20 protein-coding genes and 1 tRNA gene are annotated in these 13,889 nt (G+C 68.4%); 5 read left to right on the top strand and 16 right to left on the bottom strand.

Annotation, left to right across the window (positions count from 1 at the left end):
• Positions 1–3 precede the first annotated feature (3 nt).
• Positions 4–816: an inositol monophosphatase family protein gene (locus tag ACSHWB_RS09965; protein WP_439661800.1), complete on the top strand. Its 813-nt coding sequence runs from the start codon at positions 4–6 to the stop codon at positions 814–816.
• On the opposite strand, the gene ACSHWB_RS09960 is transcribed toward ACSHWB_RS09965, so the two are convergent.
• From ACSHWB_RS09960 to ACSHWB_RS09905, 12 genes are all read right to left on the bottom strand, one after another.
• Entirely contained in the window at positions 813–1,004 is a 192-nt protein-coding gene (locus tag ACSHWB_RS09960) for a DUF1918 domain-containing protein (protein ID WP_439661799.1), read from the bottom strand. The two genes, ACSHWB_RS09965 and ACSHWB_RS09960, sit on opposite strands and share 4 nt — an antisense overlap.
• Before the next feature lie 96 nt (positions 1,005–1,100).
• The gene (locus tag ACSHWB_RS09955; RefSeq protein ID WP_439661798.1) at positions 1,101–1,448 is read right to left on the bottom strand and encodes a bacteriophage spanin2 family protein; all 348 of its coding nucleotides are present in this window, start codon (positions 1,446–1,448) and stop codon (positions 1,101–1,103) included.
• A 45-nt stretch (positions 1,449–1,493) separates the two neighbouring features.
• Positions 1,494–2,465, bottom strand: a complete 972-nt coding sequence (locus ACSHWB_RS09950) for an ABC transporter ATP-binding protein (protein ID WP_439661797.1) — start codon at positions 2,463–2,465, stop codon at positions 1,494–1,496.
• Positions 2,462–3,259: an ABC transporter permease gene (locus tag ACSHWB_RS09945; protein ID WP_439661796.1), complete on the bottom strand. Its 798-nt coding sequence runs from the start codon at positions 3,257–3,259 to the stop codon at positions 2,462–2,464. Before ACSHWB_RS09945 ends, ACSHWB_RS09950 begins: the two co-directional genes overlap by 4 nt.
• Positions 3,252–3,962, bottom strand: a complete 711-nt coding sequence (locus tag ACSHWB_RS09940; protein WP_439661795.1) for an ABC transporter permease — start codon at positions 3,960–3,962, stop codon at positions 3,252–3,254. Before ACSHWB_RS09940 ends, ACSHWB_RS09945 begins: the two co-directional genes overlap by 8 nt.
• A gap of 112 nt (positions 3,963–4,074) precedes the next feature.
• Positions 4,075–5,448, bottom strand: coding sequence for a serine/threonine-protein kinase (locus ACSHWB_RS09935; protein WP_439661794.1), 1,374 nt, complete (start codon positions 5,446–5,448; stop codon positions 4,075–4,077).
• Between the two features lie 39 nt (positions 5,449–5,487).
• Positions 5,488–6,156 (bottom strand): hypothetical protein, encoded by a 669-nt coding sequence (locus ACSHWB_RS09930; RefSeq protein WP_439661793.1) that lies wholly within the window; start codon positions 6,154–6,156, stop codon positions 5,488–5,490.
• On the bottom strand, positions 6,156–6,557 hold the full coding sequence (locus ACSHWB_RS09925) for a hypothetical protein (RefSeq protein ID WP_439661792.1): 402 nt from the start codon (positions 6,555–6,557) through the stop codon (positions 6,156–6,158). The genes ACSHWB_RS09930 and ACSHWB_RS09925 overlap by 1 nt, the downstream gene beginning before the upstream one ends.
• Positions 6,554–7,018 carry a hypothetical protein gene (locus tag ACSHWB_RS09920; RefSeq protein WP_439661791.1) on the bottom strand — a complete coding sequence of 155 codons (465 nt, stop codon included), beginning with the start codon at positions 7,016–7,018 and terminating at the stop codon, positions 6,554–6,556. The genes ACSHWB_RS09925 and ACSHWB_RS09920 overlap by 4 nt, the downstream gene beginning before the upstream one ends.
• A 42-nt stretch (positions 7,019–7,060) precedes the next feature.
• Positions 7,061–7,963: an esterase-like activity of phytase family protein gene (locus tag ACSHWB_RS09915; protein ID WP_439661790.1), complete on the bottom strand. Its 903-nt coding sequence runs from the start codon at positions 7,961–7,963 to the stop codon at positions 7,061–7,063.
• Between the two features lie 113 nt (positions 7,964–8,076).
• Positions 8,077–8,643 carry an HhH-GPD-type base excision DNA repair protein gene (locus ACSHWB_RS09910; RefSeq protein WP_439661789.1) on the bottom strand — a complete coding sequence of 189 codons (567 nt, stop codon included), beginning with the start codon at positions 8,641–8,643 and terminating at the stop codon, positions 8,077–8,079.
• A 52-nt stretch (positions 8,644–8,695) separates the two neighbouring features.
• Positions 8,696–9,811, bottom strand: coding sequence for a J domain-containing protein (locus tag ACSHWB_RS09905; RefSeq protein ID WP_439661788.1), 1,116 nt, complete (start codon positions 9,809–9,811; stop codon positions 8,696–8,698).
• Positions 9,812–9,917: 106 nt separating this feature from the next.
• Between ACSHWB_RS09905 and ACSHWB_RS09900 the strand changes: the two genes are divergently transcribed.
• The 3 genes from ACSHWB_RS09900 (at position 9,918) to ACSHWB_RS09890 (ending at position 10,711) form a co-directional block, all read left to right on the top strand.
• Positions 9,918–9,991, top strand: a tRNA-Ser gene (locus tag ACSHWB_RS09900).
• Positions 9,992–10,058: 67 nt separating this feature from the next.
• Positions 10,059–10,430 carry an MmcQ/YjbR family DNA-binding protein gene (locus tag ACSHWB_RS09895; RefSeq protein ID WP_439661787.1) on the top strand — a complete coding sequence of 124 codons (372 nt, stop codon included), beginning with the start codon at positions 10,059–10,061 and terminating at the stop codon, positions 10,428–10,430.
• 20 nt (positions 10,431–10,450) lie between these two features.
• Positions 10,451–10,711 carry a Prokaryotic metallothionein gene (locus ACSHWB_RS09890; RefSeq protein WP_439661786.1) on the top strand — a complete coding sequence of 87 codons (261 nt, stop codon included), beginning with the start codon at positions 10,451–10,453 and terminating at the stop codon, positions 10,709–10,711.
• Here ACSHWB_RS09890 and ACSHWB_RS09885 read toward each other — a convergent pair.
• On the bottom strand, positions 10,708–11,322 hold the full coding sequence (locus tag ACSHWB_RS09885; RefSeq protein ID WP_439661785.1) for a TetR/AcrR family transcriptional regulator: 615 nt from the start codon (positions 11,320–11,322) through the stop codon (positions 10,708–10,710). The genes ACSHWB_RS09890 and ACSHWB_RS09885 overlap by 4 nt on opposite strands.
• 60 nt (positions 11,323–11,382) lie before the next feature.
• Between ACSHWB_RS09885 and ACSHWB_RS09880 the strand changes: the two genes are divergently transcribed.
• On the top strand, positions 11,383–11,718 hold the full coding sequence (locus ACSHWB_RS09880) for a hypothetical protein (RefSeq protein ID WP_439661784.1): 336 nt from the start codon (positions 11,383–11,385) through the stop codon (positions 11,716–11,718).
• A gap of 5 nt (positions 11,719–11,723) precedes the next feature.
• Here the strand turns inward: ACSHWB_RS09880 and ACSHWB_RS09875 are convergent, their stop codons facing one another.
• The 3 genes from ACSHWB_RS09875 to ACSHWB_RS09865 are packed head-to-tail and all read right to left on the bottom strand — an operon-like array spanning position 11,724 to position 13,832.
• Positions 11,724–12,299, bottom strand: coding sequence for an ABC transporter permease (locus tag ACSHWB_RS09875; protein ID WP_439661783.1), 576 nt, complete (start codon positions 12,297–12,299; stop codon positions 11,724–11,726).
• Between the two features lie 28 nt (positions 12,300–12,327).
• Positions 12,328–12,786: a TetR/AcrR family transcriptional regulator gene (locus tag ACSHWB_RS09870; RefSeq protein WP_439661782.1), complete on the bottom strand. Its 459-nt coding sequence runs from the start codon at positions 12,784–12,786 to the stop codon at positions 12,328–12,330.
• Positions 12,783–13,832, bottom strand: coding sequence for a medium chain dehydrogenase/reductase family protein (locus ACSHWB_RS09865; RefSeq protein ID WP_439661781.1), 1,050 nt, complete (start codon positions 13,830–13,832; stop codon positions 12,783–12,785). The genes ACSHWB_RS09870 and ACSHWB_RS09865 overlap by 4 nt, the downstream gene beginning before the upstream one ends.
• Between the last annotated feature and the right edge of the window lie 57 nt (positions 13,833–13,889).

Raw genomic sequence — 13,889 nt, 5'->3', positions numbered from 1 at the left:
GACGTGCTGATTCCTTGGGACGTCCCCACGCCACAGCTCTCCGATGACGTGCACCCCGCGCTCGCCGATGCCGCTCGCGCGGCGTCGGCGGCGTACGGGCGTGCCCGATCTCTGCACACGCGCCTCGAGCTCCGCGAAGAAGTGGCGGACGGCGCCGACGGAACACCGACGATGCGCGTCGACCGCATCGTCGAGGACGCGATCCTGGAGTCCATCCACCGCAGTCGCGTGAACCTGCTGTCCGAGGAAGCCGGGTTCGTCGACAACGGTTCCTCGATCACCCTCGTCATCGACCCGGTCGACGGGTCCGCGAACGCCGCCTTCGGCGTTCCTCTCTCGTGCTTCGCCGGTGCACTCGTGGAAGACGGCACCGCAAAAGAAGCTCTCACCACGTGGTTCGACACGGGCCGTGCGTGGCATGCGCTCGCAGGAGTGCCGACGTCGTTCCGCACCACCGGGCGCACGACGTTGAAGGGCGCGTCGGTGTGCCTGATGCGCCCCAAGACGGGCACTCAGGACGCATGGCTGCGCATCGCGAACAGCGCCGACCGCATTCGTGTGCTGTGCACGACCTGCCTGGAGACCATGCTGGTCGCGGAGGGCACGGTCGACGCGTTCATCGATCCGGGAAGCGACACGCACCGGATCATGGACCTCGCGACGGCGCTGGTCACCGTGCCCGCCGCGGGTGGCGTGCTGGTCGACCTGCACGGGCGGCCGTTCACGTTCGAGCCCGACCTGACCCACCGGTGGTCAGGCGTGGCGGCAGCGACTCCTCAGCTGGCCGAGGAGCTGATCGCGACCGTGCTGGGTTAGATGGAGCCCCGCGACTCGACGACGCAGTCGGGGCCGGGGAACACCAGGCCCTCGTGACCGTCGTTGAAGCGGACGAGGTACGGCGGCTGCCCGTCGCTCCCGCGCACTTCGAGGATCTCGCCGAGGCGCTCCTCCAGTCCGACGGAACGGCTGTGGACGTGGAGCCTGTCACCCACTGTTGCTTGCATGGTGCTGCAACACCTCCGGTGTGCGGCCGAGGCTTGGCGCGTCGAACGCGTCAAAGCCTAGGCGCACACCGGAGGCGCGCAACAGGGCTCAAGTGCTCATCCGCCGCAAGCCGAGGAGACCTTCGCGGCGAGGTCGGCCTTCTGGGCCACCCAATCCGCCGCGGAGTTCACGTTCTGCATGCCGTTCGCGGCCTCTTCGAGAGCCTTCTTCACGTTCTCGTCCGGCGAGGAGTTCGCGAGGGTCTCGAGCTCCTTCGCCTTGGCCTGGGTCTCCTCCAGGGCCTTCTGCGGGTCGCTCATGTCCGGCGAGAAGCCCAGCAGCGAGATGGCGTCGGCGCACAGCTTCACCTTGTCCGCGGTGTTGCTGACGCCCTGGATCGCGTCGCACGCCGTCAAGCTGCCCAACGCGATGACAGCCGCGACAAGCGGTCCAACTAGGCGCATTAGCGCTCCTTCTGCCCGATGTGTCCGTTTGTGTTGCCTACGACTCTACCGACGTACGTCTTGATCGAGTTGGCGTTGGTAGAGCTTGCGGATGACGTCGTCGATTTCCGGCTCCACGACGGCGAGGTCGTGGACCTCCACCTGACGCACCACCTGAGTGATCAACTGGGCTGCCGTCGTCTCCGCTCGCCTGAACGTGAGGTGGTGGCGCAGCCCGTTCGCCTCGCTGCGCACCGCCGTTACTCCAGGGACGTCCGGCGCAGGACCGGGTTCCCTGAGGTCGATGACGAGCTCGCGTTCCGGGGTGACCTCGGCGCGCAGCTCGTCCAGCGGCCCGTCGGCCAGCACGCGGCCGTGGTCGATCACCATCAGCCGCGGGCAGAGCCGTTCGATGTCGTCGAGGTCGTGCGTGGTGAGCAGGAGCGTCGTGCCGCGGCGGGTGTTGATGTCCGCGAGGAACTCCCTGAGGCGTTCCTTGGACTCCAGGTCCAGGCCGATCGTCGGCTCGTCCAGCACCAGGAGCTCGGGGGCGTGCAGCAGGGCCGCCGTGATCTCGCCGCGCATCCGTTGCCCCAGCGAGAGCTGCCGCACCGGGGTGAGCAGGGTCTCTTGCAGGCCAAGGAGTTCGACGCACTCGTCGAGGCGTTTCCGGTAGTCGTCCGCCGACACCCGGTAGATGGACCTGAGCAGGTCGAAGCTGTCCTGGAGCGGCAGGTCCCACCAGAGCTGGCTGCGCTGGCCGAACACGACCCCGATGCGTCGCGCGAGATCCCGCCGCTGCTTCGACGGGTCCACGCCGTTGACCCTGATGTCGCCGCTGGTGGGCACCAGGATCCCGGTCAGCATCTTGATCGTCGTGGACTTGCCGGCGCCGTTCGGCCCGACGTACCCGACGGCCTCCCCTGCTTGCACGTCGAACGTGACGCCGTCCACCGCCGTGACGGTCTTGTAGTTGCGCCGCAAGCCTTTCGACGTGGCGACCTTGAACTCCCTGCGGAGCTCCCTTACCTCGATCATGATCCCGTTCCCCGGTAGTGCCTGACCGCGAACCGCCAGACGAGCCCGGCAACGACGGTTGCCAGTGCCGCGACGAGCGGTGATGTCCAGCCGACCCAGCCAGGAAGGCCGAGCGGGTCCTGCTTCCCGAGCAGCGCGAGGCTCGGGTAGTACGCGACGAACGCCCCCGGCACGATGAACGCCATCAGCCACCGCAGCGGGACCGAGTAGACGTTGACCGGGTACGAGGTGAAAGCGCCGCTGCCGTAGGTGAAGGCGTTGGCGAACTCCCGGCCCTCCACGATCCAGAAGCACACCGAGCACGTCACGACCCAGATCGCGCTGAAGATGACCGCACCCGCCAGCGGCGTGACGACGGTCAGCGCGACCTTCGCCGGTGTCCAGGCGATGCCGACGTGCGTCAGCGCGTAGACCATCACGGCGAGCGCGCCGAGGATGCGCCCGATCCTGCGCAGGCGGACGTCCGACACCATGATCTGCGGCAGCGTGCCGAGCGGCCGCATCAGCAGCACGTCGAAGGTGCCGGAGCGGATGTACGTCGGCAGGTTGTCGAGCTGTCCGGCGAAGAGGTCCGCGATGCCGAACGCGATGCCCGCGAACGCGTACATCAGCAGCACCTCGCCCTCCGAGAACCCGCCGAGAGCGCTGACGTGGTCGAACAGCACCAGGATGACGACCAGCTCGACCCACTGCGCCAGCGCCTGCGTGACGAGGTCGAGTGCGAACGACGCGCGATAGGACATCTGGCTTCTCAGCCGCGCGCCGATGAGCCTCGGATAGATGGTGTCAGCCACCCTGGACCACCACCTTGCGCACGGCGCGGTGGAGCAGCAGGTGACCGGCTCCGAGCAGTGCCACGGCCCAGAACACCTGGTGGAGCAGGGTTCGCGCCGGGTCGCCGTGACCGAGGAACACGTCGATCGGCCCCTGCATCAACGCGGGGAACGGGGTCATCCACAGCACCTCCCGAGCCCACTCGGGGAAGAACGAGATCGGCACCGTGAGCCCGCACAGCAGGCCGGACGAGACGTTCCAGAACCCGTACAGCCCCCGGTTGTCGAGCAGCCAGAACGCGCTGACGTCGATCAGGAACCGGCAGGCGAAGCTGACGACCAGCGCGAAGACCGCGCTGACCAGGAACAGCGGCCATCGCACCGGACTGTCCGGAAACTGGAACGGGAACAGCAGCATGCCGAACACCATCGGCGGCGCGAGCCTGGTCAGGAACGCGAAACCGCCGCGGCCGAGGTCCTGCGCGAGCAGAGCGCTCTGCAGGTGCCACGGCCGGTACAGGTCGACCACGACGTCACCGGATCGCACGCGCTCGGCGAGCTCGTTGGTTCCCCACAACAGGACGAACCCGAGCAGCCCCTGCCCGATCCAGACGTACGTGTTGGTGGCAGCGATGCCGTAGCCCGCGATGTCGCCGTTCGCCGCCTTGAGAGCGGCGACGAGGATGGCGACGCGCAGCAGACCGAAGACCACGTTCGCGGTCATTCCGGCCAGCATCGCTTGTCGGTAGGTCGAGTACCTTCGGAATCCAGCAATGATCAAATCGGCGTGAACACGCACGTCGATCTACATTAGTGACCGTCGCAAGTGGATTTGGTCAGCTGCCGAAAGCGCTGGTGACGACCTCGCCTGCGTCCGGCTGCGAGCCCAGGCAGAGGAAGTAGTTGCGTGACCCGTCCTTGAACCCGACGGCCGTCATCTCCCAGCCCGTGGTGTCGACGGTAGGCCGCGAGTTCGCCTTCATCACCGCGGCCGTGCAGACGTTCTTGAGCTCGGGCGACGCCATCAGCTCGTCGGAGTCGACCGCCGGGATCTCCCCGGACAGCCAGCCGCCGGAGAACGCCTCCCAGTAGTGCAGGTCCGCACAGCTGCCGACCTTCCGCGCGACCGCGGGCATGCCACCGATGTTCGTGACGCCGCGGTAGCAGGTCGACTTGTCGATGCAGAACCCGACATCGCACTTCTTGAGGAACGGCGGGATGTCCTCCACCCCACCCTGCTGCGTGGTCGACGGCCCAGCCCCTTGCGCGATCGTCTGTTCCTTGTCGAAGGGGTTCCACACGAACACACCGGCCACGATCGCGACGACCAGCCCGGCCGCCGCCACCACCAACGGCCACGTCTTCCGCTTGGGCGGAGGAGGGACCGGCACGGTGGGCATCCGCATCGGGTCGACCAGCTCGTCCCGCAGCTGCGCGGCACTGGGCGTGCGCAGGTTCGCGTCGGGATGCAGCGCCCGCGCCAACGCCTCGTGCAACGCCGCCGGCACCCCGGGAACAGCGGTGATGGGCCGGCGCAGGATCTCGCCGAGCTGGTCGAACGACGTGATCGGCCAGGGCACCGGCCGCGGCGGCTTGCCCGCGAGCAACGTGTAGAGCGTCGCGGCGAGCGAGTACACGTCGGCCTGCGGCGTCGGCTCGGCCATCGCGAACGCCTCAGGCGGCGCATAACTGGGACTCAGAGCATCACGCGTGACCGTGCTCCCACCCTGAGCGTCGAGCAGCGCCGCAAGCCCGAAGTCGGCGAGCTTCGGCGTGCCGTACCGGTCCACGAGGATGTTGGCGGGCTTGATGTCCCGGTGCAGCACACCGGCCTGATGCGCGGCGGCGAGCGCATCGGCGAGCTTGATCCCGAGATCCCGGACCTGCTCGGGATGCAACGGCCCCTGCTGGTCGAGCTGGTCGGCCAGCGACCCGCCCGTGCACAGCTCCATGACGATGTACGGCGTTCCGCGCTGCGTGATGTTCGCGTCGTGCACCCCGACAACATGCGGATGACCGGACAACTTGGCCGCGGCCTGCGCCTCCCGCAGGAACCGCCGCCGGTCGCGCTCGTCCACGAGCACGCGGTTGTCGATCTTCACGGCGACGTCGCGGCCGAGCTGGGCCTGGTGGGCGGTGTAGACGGTGGCGAAACCGCCCGCGCCCAACGGTCTCAGGTTCGTCAGGCCGGGGATGTGGGGTGCGGTCACGCGCGGCAGCTTAGTTCCGCACCCCGACAATCCTGGCGGCTACCAGGCCGCCGGTCCGACCCGGACCTTGATCTGCCAGTTGTGTTCGGCGTGATCGACGACGACACCACGCACCCTTGCTCCGGCGTCCGGCAGCTCGTCCTGGTCTCCGCGAGGCCGGTACGAGATGGCGTCGACAACGCTGACCACGTCCGGAACGTCATCGAGCTGCAGCACGATGCCGAAGCTCATCTTCGCCGTCACCGTGCCCCACACCTCGAGCCCCAACGGCAAGCGTTCCTTCGCGGCCTGCCAGCCTCTCTCAGCTTCCAGTCGCAGTCTTCGCATCGTCGCCACCACGGCGTCCGTGAACGCCTGCGGCGGCAGATAGCCGTGCTCGTCGATGTAGTGGATGACCAGCGTCGGCGCCGCGTAGACGACACCGTCGTCAGCGGTCACGTGGATCTCGGAACAACCCAGGGCGACCACCCGGTCGTTCAACGGCTCGCGGATCGGTGACTCCCGGTCGCACAGCTCGCAGTCGTGCATCCCTCTCATGACGTTCACGTCGTGATCGGCGGCGAGAACCACCAGCGCGGCCCTGACGTCCTCGTCGACAGGCCCGGTGTCGAACTTCGACGCACGCCCCAGCCACCCCACGTTGAGCGTCGTGACCGACGGGTCGGCCGGCTCGTACACGTACGGACTGAGGTCCTCGTAGGCGGTCATCAGGTCTTCCGTTCTCGGCGATCTGCGACTTTCAGTACGGCCTCGATGAACTCCTGCGGCGGCACGTACTCGTGCACCTCGACGTGGTGGACGATCATCGACGGCGCCGCGTACACCGTGCCGTTCTCACCCTTCACCCGGATCTCGGAGTTCCCGAGCACCCGGCTCTTCGCGCCGTGCTCAGCCTTCGGGCGCCACGCGCCGCACAGGTCGCAGCGGTGGAAGCCGCGGGCCACGTGCACCTGCTGCTTCACCACCAGCTTGGTCAACGCCTTCTTGAACTCCTGGCTGGTCTGCCCTCGTTCGAACACGGAGTCCTCGCCGAGCCAGCCGATGTTGAGCTCGCCGTGCCGGGCGTACGGGTGGTCCTCGTACGGCGTGAGGTCCTCGTAGGTCGTCACCGGCTTTCCCGCTCCTGACCGAACGGCTGGTGGCGGGCCCGGTGCATGGCCAGCACGACCGAGACCACCGGCCGGGGATCGCCGACGTCGGGCCCGGTGTACGCGGGGTTCGGCTGCACCAGCGCGGGCTCGGAGGTCACATAGCTGATGCCGCTGCTTTCGTGGGCCTCACACACGAACCGGCAGCTCGTCTCACCCGCCTCGAACACCAACTCGAAGCTCTCGTCCGGCAACGCGGAGATCCGGGCGAGGCGCAGCAGCGCCCGCCCGGAGAACGTGACCGCTTCGTGGCGGGCCCGGTGCACCGCCAGCACGAGGTCGCCCATCGGTTGATGGTCATCGAGGCCGGAGATCTGGCCCTGGCCGTCGACTTCGACGGTGAACCGCTGACGGCGGTCTCCCTCGTCGAACTCCACCTCGTAGGACCAGTGCGACCCCACGCTGATCTGAACTGGCCGCACTGGCCCCATCTAGAGCACCCCCAGGTGGACTTGATGTCCGTTCTACACGCAGTTCAGGGTGCCACTGTGCAACGCATGACTGCTGGTGTTGTCGTCATCCGACCACAACACGGTCTTCTTGCCACCAACGCAGTTGGGCGCGATCGCGAACCCCTCGAGGTTCACGTTCGGCAACTTCGACGGCCGGTTGTACGTAGCCGTCACCTTGAACTTGCCGCTGCTGATGGCGAGCGTCGTGGTCCGGCCACTGCAGTTGTTGTCGCAGATGGCCCACAGCTTGGCGCCGTCGAACTCCAGGTCCATCACCTGGCTCTGCCCGCTCGCGAACCTGCTCAGCAGCTTGGCGCTAGTCCCCTGCAGGGCGTAGACGTACACCTCACCGGTGGCCTCCAGCCCGACGAAGAACAACCCGCTGCCGTGGCCGGGGTGGTCGGACGGGTTGTAGGTCTTGCCGCTGTCGTCCTTGAAGCCGTTCTGCACGAGGTACGAGTCCGGCACCCACGAGATGGCCTCGGGCCCGTCGTTGGGGTCGACCTCCGGCATGCCGCCGAGATCCCACTCGGCGACCGCGTTGCTGCCGGTGCCGTACTTGAGGATCATCGGTGTGCTCACGTCGCTGTCGTCGTTGTCGCGCTCGACGGCGACGAAGAGTCCGTCCGGCGTGCTCACGACCCCTTCGGTGTCGGGGTCGCCCTGGCCGTTCGCGAACTTGAGCGACCGCTTCTGGTCGACCTTCCACGTGCTGCCGTTCGGCACGAGCCGGTAGAGCGTCGAGGGCCCGTTCTTGACCGCCCACACGACGTTCTGGCTCTCGAACGACACCCCGCTGAGGTTCTTGCCGAAGACGTTCGTCCCGTCCGCGGTCTTCGTGGCGGAGTCACCCGGCCACGTCGCCGCGGCCTGGGCGGGACTGACCGCCAGAGCCAGCAGGAGGACGATGAACACGCCAATCACCTTGATGCGCAACGCAAACGCCCCTTCTCTCACGAGGCGGACAAGATCGCACCTCGTTCGGGCCGGCGGCGGACGTCCAGTGCACCAGACGGTGAACAGTCCGGCTACTTCTTGGCTGCGGCCTTCGCGGCCTTCTTGAAGTCGCGGACTTCCAGCAACGACGTCTGATCGCGCACGTCAGCGACGCTACGTCGGCTTCCTTCGTCGCCGTAGTGCCCCGCGGCCTCGCGCCACCCGCTCGGCTGGACGCCGAACTGTTTGCCCAGAAGTGCAAGGAAGATCTTGGCCTTCTGGTCCCCGAACCCCGGCAGTGCCTTGAGCCGCTTGAACACCGCGGCCCCGTCACCGTCGGCCCAGATCCGCGTCACGTCGCCGTCGTAGGTCTCGACGACGAACTGCGACAGCGCCTGCACCCGCTTCGCCATGGAGCCGGGGAACCGGTGCACGGCGGGCGGGGTGGCCATGATCGTGGCGAACGCCTCGGGGTCGGCCTCGGCGATGCGGCGGACGTCCAGGCCGCCCATGCGGTCAGCGAGGACCTTCGGGCCGGAGAACGCCTTCTCCATGGGAATCTGCTGGTCCAGCAGCATTCCTGTCAGCAACGCGAACATGTCCGACGCGAGGAGTGCGTCCGCGTCGGGGTTCTGCGCGAGGCACACCGTGCGGGTCATGGCGGCCATCCTGACATGCCCGTCAGACGGGCACGAATCCTGGCAACGGCCGCTAGGCGCCGGCGACGCGGACCTCGGAGACGACCTGGCGGACCAGCACGCGCAGGGCCTCGCGGTCGACGGTGGCCGGGTCGTCGGCCAGCCAGTCGCCGATCTCGCTGACGAACTGCTCCGGGGTCATCGGCGGCACGTCGAAGTCGAGGTCGTCGTCGCAGGTGACTTCGCCGGCGCGGCTCGGGTAGACGATCAGAGCGCCGCGGATCTCCAGCCACGGCAGGAGTTCGGCGAGGCGTTCTACGCCTTCGAGCAGCTGGGAGCCGCCGCCGCGGAACGGGTGGCCGTTGCGCCAGAGTTCGCCGTCCTCGTCGCAGTAGTAGTGGCCCGGCAGCCACGACTTCGACTCGATCAGGACCAGGCGGCGGCCGCACAGAAGGGCGTGGTCGATGTCCGTGAAGACCGAGCCCGGCCAGGCGAGGCCGTGGAAGATGCGCACGCCCGGTAGTTGGGTCATGTACTCCGTGAGCAATCCGGCGGTCAGCCGTTCGCGTCTGTTTTCACCCGGACGGCCGAAAATCGTGTTCCCGTCGTACTCACCTGCGAACGCCCGTTCGGCCCGCGCGACCGTCATGTAGCGGCGTGCCAGTCGGAACGCCCCGTAACCGGCGCCTGCCACGAGGGGTAGCCAGACGGCGAGCAGGAGCGGGGACAGCGTCATCGTCAACGGGATGAGAAGGACGAACCACCCACCGATCGCGGCCGCTGCCGGGGCGTGGCCGAGGCCCGTGGCGGGCACGTAGCGGACGCGCGCGCCCAGGTCGATGCGGTGCCACCACTCCATCGAGCCGAGGTCCACTCGGGGGCGTGGCGCCATGTAGTTCGGGTCGTCGCCGAAGTCGCGCAGACGGCCTGTGTGGCCTGTTCTGCGAGGTCGTGGCCGTGTCTGTGGCCGCACCACTGAGGGCGGCGGAGGCGCTGGGCGGTCGTAGTCGGCGCGCCGGACCGGGTCCTTCAGCGTCTCGTAGGCCTCCTGGAGCAGGCGGAAGCCGCCAGACGTCCCACCCGCGTCGGGGTGCATGACCTTGGCGAGAGACCGGTAGGCCGACTTGATCTCCGAGGCACTGGCGCCCCGGTTGACACCGAGCAACTCGTAGTAGTCGATCCCTGGCACGGCACCGTCCAGTTCGGGGTTGGTCGGTAAACCTTATTGGGTCCAACACTTTCGCAGGGCATACGGCCCGGACTTCGCCGACTAGTGTGAAGGACGCGGTGGCTATGGGGCCTGTAGCGCAGTGGTCGACGCGCCCTCCGGAACGGAGGGAGAACGCCGGTTCGAATCCGGCCGGTCCCGCTCGGAACGTTCACTGGCTCCCGCCTTTCCTCTTCTACGTCCTCTGTGGACGGTGCAGGATGTTCTCGTGGACGCACTCGAGAACCTGCGCCGCCTCTGCCTGGCACTGCCAGAGGTGACGGAACGCCTGAGCCACGGCGAACCCACCTGGTTCGTGCGCGGCAAGAAGACCTTCGTGACGTCGGCCGACCACCACCACGACGACCGCAGCGCGTTCTGGTGCGCGGCAGGTCCCGGTGTCCAGGAGACGCTCGTCGCCCAGGCCCCCGAGAAGTACTTCCGCCCGCCCTACGTCGGCCACCGCGGCTGGCTCGGCGTGTACCTCGACGTACCCCTGGACTGGGGCGTCGTCGCCGATCTCGTCGAGGACGCCTATCGGGTGATCGCCCCGAAGACGCTGGTCGCGCAACTCGACGCTTCGAGTTGCCGACCCGACTGACCTGTCGCAGTCTTCCGCGCATGGCGACCTGTGACGTCTGTGGCAACGAGTACTGGATGGCCTTCGAGGTGCGCACCGTCGGCGGCGGTGTGCACACGTTCGACAGCTTCGAGTGCGCGATCCAACGGCTCGCGCCGCGCTGCGAACACTGCGACTGCCGCGTGATCGGGCACGGTGTGGAGGTGGAGGGCAAGTTCTTCTGCTGCGCCCACTGCGCGCGGACGGGCTCCGCCGACCTCGGCGCGATGATCCGCGACACCGTCGGTGCCCACCCGGGCTAACCGAGCACGAGGTCCAGGCTGAGCGGCACGGGCGGCGGCAGCGCGTCCGTGCCGCTCCGGAACGACTCCAGCAGGTAGGCGACCAGCCGCCGGGACGCGGCCATCGAGACCTCCACCGGCACGCCGGACAGCCCGCTGTTGGCCAGGAGCACCAGTGTCAGGTCGTGCGGCGAGAAGTCGGCGCGCAACTGGCCGCTGTCCTTCGCCCGCTGCACCAGCGCCGCGAAGTCCTGCCAGGTCCGGTCGCGCACCTCGGAGTGCAGGTCGGGGAACGAGGCCGTGAACGCCGCGCTGAAGCCGCGGTCGGCTGCCTGCAGCAGGCACACCTTCTCGATCACCGTGCTGAGCCCGCGCCACGGGTCCGGGTCGCGCAACGCGTCGTCGATGACGCCCTGGCACACCGCGAACTGCTCCGCGAAGGCCTCCATGACCAGCGACTCCTTGGTGGGGAAGCGCCGGTACAGCGTGGCGACGCCGACCCCGGCCCTGCGGGCGATCGCGGCCATCGGCACCTCCAGCCCGCGTTCGGCGAACAGTTCGCGGGCGACGGCAAGCACCCGCGCCCGGTTCTCGCGGGCGTCGGCGCGCATCTGAGACGGTTCTGCGGTCACTTCTTCTCACTTCGCCTCAAGTGGACGGGGGTCTCCACTTACCAGGCTACGGTGGGAATCATGAGAGTTCAGGGACCAGTGGTGCGCACGGTCAACAAGTGGATCGTCGGACTGCGGCACGCCCCGCTCGTCGGGAAGGTCGTGCGCAAGGGCCTCACGGTCGTGACCTACACGGGCAGGCGGTCCGGCCGGACGATCAGCACACCCGTTGGCTACCAACGCAAAGGCGACGTCGTCGAGATCCGCGTGATGATGCCGGACGCGAAGGTGTGGTGGCGCAACTTCGACGGCGACGGCGGTCCGTTGACGCTCGAGCTCGACGGCACGGAGAAGACCGGACACGCGACATCGCACCGTGACGACAAAGGTCGTGTCACGGTGCGTGTGCAGCTGTAGAAGCCTTACGCGGCAAGGCGACGAGGCTCCAGGAACGCTGCCACCAGGTAGGCGCCGCCACCCAGCACGGCCAGCACGCCGAAGAAGCCGGCTCCGGGGACGAACAACGTCGCGGCGGCGACCAGCATGAGCCAGGTGCCCAGGTTGTAGTGCAGGGCGTTGCCGCGGATCGCGCCCTCGGCGATGTAGATCAGGCCGACGACGATGGTCGAGCCGGCGGGCCAGAGCACGGTCTGCAGCTCCGGCTTGTCGAACACAGTGCTCAGGCCGGTGACCGCTAACGCGAGCGCGGTGAAACCGGTGATCCAGGCCATGCCGACCAGTTTCTCGGCTCGCCGTCGTGCGTCGGAGGCGGCTTTCTGCGCTCGCAGTGACGCGGTCATGGCGAAGACCGTGCCGGCGAGCAGGCCGGAGGCGAGCAACGCGATCGGCAGCCACGAGGGCATCAGGACCGCGCCGGACCTGGAGAGCAGCGCGGCTCCGTGGCCGAAGACGTAGGCGAAGGCGAAGCCAAGGTAGGCGGCGCGGTTGTCGACCTCGGTGGACGCGACGGTGGTGGCGCGCAGGGCGGTGGCGTTCATGGTGGGGACTCCCGGAAGTCTGATGAACTCAGATGAGTGAAGTGATCAGTCGTGGCGCGATGACCATGAACTGAGGCGAGCGGCGGATCGAGGCGCGCTGGTCGGCGAGGCCGTGCAGGCCCAGCCAGAACGTCATGGCGCGGTCGGGGTCCGAGAGGACCCGCGTGAACAGCTGCAACGCTTGGGCGGAGAGATCGGCCGCACCGAACATCACGCGGTAGCGGCGGGGGTGCAGCACGGCGAAGTCGAGGTAGGCGAGGCCTGCCGCGTAGGCGTCGGGTGCGTCGAGGACGACGGCCTCGAGCTCGCGGAAGGCCTCGTGGCACACGGCCAGAAGGATCGCCGGTACGTCGGGGAACTGCTGGTAGATCGACGAGGTGGGCAGGTCCGCCTCGCGGGACACGGCCCGCAGGGTGACGGCGTCGTCCCGGTCGACCAGGGCGGTCGCCGCCGCCACGATCAACGGGCGGCAGCCCTGCCTGCTCACGGCTCCGGGACGATGACGACCTTGCCCAGCACCGTGCGCGACTCGGCCAGCGTCAGCGCGGAGGCGGCCTCCGGCAACGGGATGCGCGCGGCGATCTGCGGCGTGAGGGCACCGGCCTTGACCAGCTGCAACACCTGCGTGAGGTCCTCGGCCAGGCGAGCGCGGAACGTGGCCGTGCGGAAGCGCTTGCCGGCCCAGAAGCTGTAGAAGCCCGCGCGCTTGCCGTTGGGCAGCAGGTTCCACAGCGCGAGCTGGCCGAAGTTCTTGAGCACCGGCAGCATCGCGTTGCCCCGCTCGTCCTTCGTCGCGGCCGAACCGTAGTTGACCAGCGCGCCGCCGCGGCGGACCAGCTTCCAGGACTCGTGCACGCCGGGGCCGCCGACGTGGTCGAACACGGCGTCCACGCCTTCGGGCGCCAGCTCGCGGATGCGGTCGTACATGTTCGGGTCGCGGTAGTCGACGGGGATCGCGCCGAGCTCACGCACGGCGTCGTGGTGGCGGGCGGAGGCCGTGCCGATCACCTTGATGCCGGCGTGGCGGGCGAGCTGCACCAACGTCGAGCCGACGCCGCCGTTCGCACCCAGCACGACGATCGTGTCGCCGCGCTTCACCTTCGCCTGGCGGTACATCATCTGCCACGCCGTGACGCCGTTGACCACGACGGTCTCGGCGGCCGCCGCGTCCACACCGTCCGGCACGGGCACCAGGTCCGCGGCCTCGACGATCAGGTGGCTGGCCCACCCACCGACCTTCGTGACCGCGGCGAACCGGTGGCCCCGCAGGTCGCGGTCGACGCCAGGGCCGGCGGCGACGACGGTGCCGACGACGTCGTAACCGGGCACGAACGGGTACGCGGGCTGGTCGTAGTACTTGCCCAGGCGCATCTGCTGCTCGGCGAACGAGACGCCCGTGGCCTCCATCCGCAGGACGACCTGGCCCCGACCGGGTGCGGGCAGGTCGCGGACCTGGACCCGCAGGCCGGCGGGCTCGACCACACCGGGCAGGACGATCTCGGTGGCGCGGGTGGTGGAGGTCGTGGCGTTCATCGTGTGCTCCTTGGCGTCTCGGTTGTGCTTACGGACATAAGCTAACGCCCGTAAGTC

This window comes from Lentzea sp. HUAS TT2 (assembly GCF_051853195.1).
In the GTDB taxonomy this organism is placed as follows: domain Bacteria; phylum Actinomycetota; class Actinomycetes; order Mycobacteriales; family Pseudonocardiaceae; genus Lentzea.
Note: the sequence above shows the minus strand (reverse complement) of the source record. Positions and strands in the feature narration are given on the sequence as shown.

Bases quoted from the DNA above. Each gene is read 5' to 3' on its own strand.
- ACSHWB_RS09890 (WP_439661786.1), top strand. From the start codon at position 10,451: ATGGCGACCTGTGACGTCTGTGGCAACGAGTACTGGATGGCCTTCGAG.
- ACSHWB_RS09875 (WP_439661783.1), bottom strand. From the start codon at position 12,299: ATGAACGCCACCGCCCTGCGCGCCACCACCGTCGCGTCCACCGAGGTC.
- ACSHWB_RS09960 (WP_439661799.1), bottom strand. From the start codon at position 1,004: ATGCAAGCAACAGTGGGTGACAGGCTCCACGTCCACAGCCGTTCCGTC.
- ACSHWB_RS09865 (WP_439661781.1), bottom strand. From the start codon at position 13,832: ATGAACGCCACGACCTCCACCACCCGCGCCACCGAGATCGTCCTGCCC.
- ACSHWB_RS09955 (WP_439661798.1), bottom strand. From the start codon at position 1,448: ATGCGCCTAGTTGGACCGCTTGTCGCGGCTGTCATCGCGTTGGGCAGC.
- ACSHWB_RS09880 (WP_439661784.1), top strand. From the start codon at position 11,383: ATGAGAGTTCAGGGACCAGTGGTGCGCACGGTCAACAAGTGGATCGTC.
- ACSHWB_RS09930 (WP_439661793.1), bottom strand. From the start codon at position 6,156: ATGACCGCCTACGAGGACCTCAGTCCGTACGTGTACGAGCCGGCCGAC.
- ACSHWB_RS09950 (WP_439661797.1), bottom strand. From the start codon at position 2,465: ATGATCGAGGTAAGGGAGCTCCGCAGGGAGTTCAAGGTCGCCACGTCG.
- ACSHWB_RS09910 (WP_439661789.1), bottom strand. From the start codon at position 8,643: ATGACCCGCACGGTGTGCCTCGCGCAGAACCCCGACGCGGACGCACTC.
- ACSHWB_RS09940 (WP_439661795.1), bottom strand. From the start codon at position 3,962: ATGACCGCGAACGTGGTCTTCGGTCTGCTGCGCGTCGCCATCCTCGTC.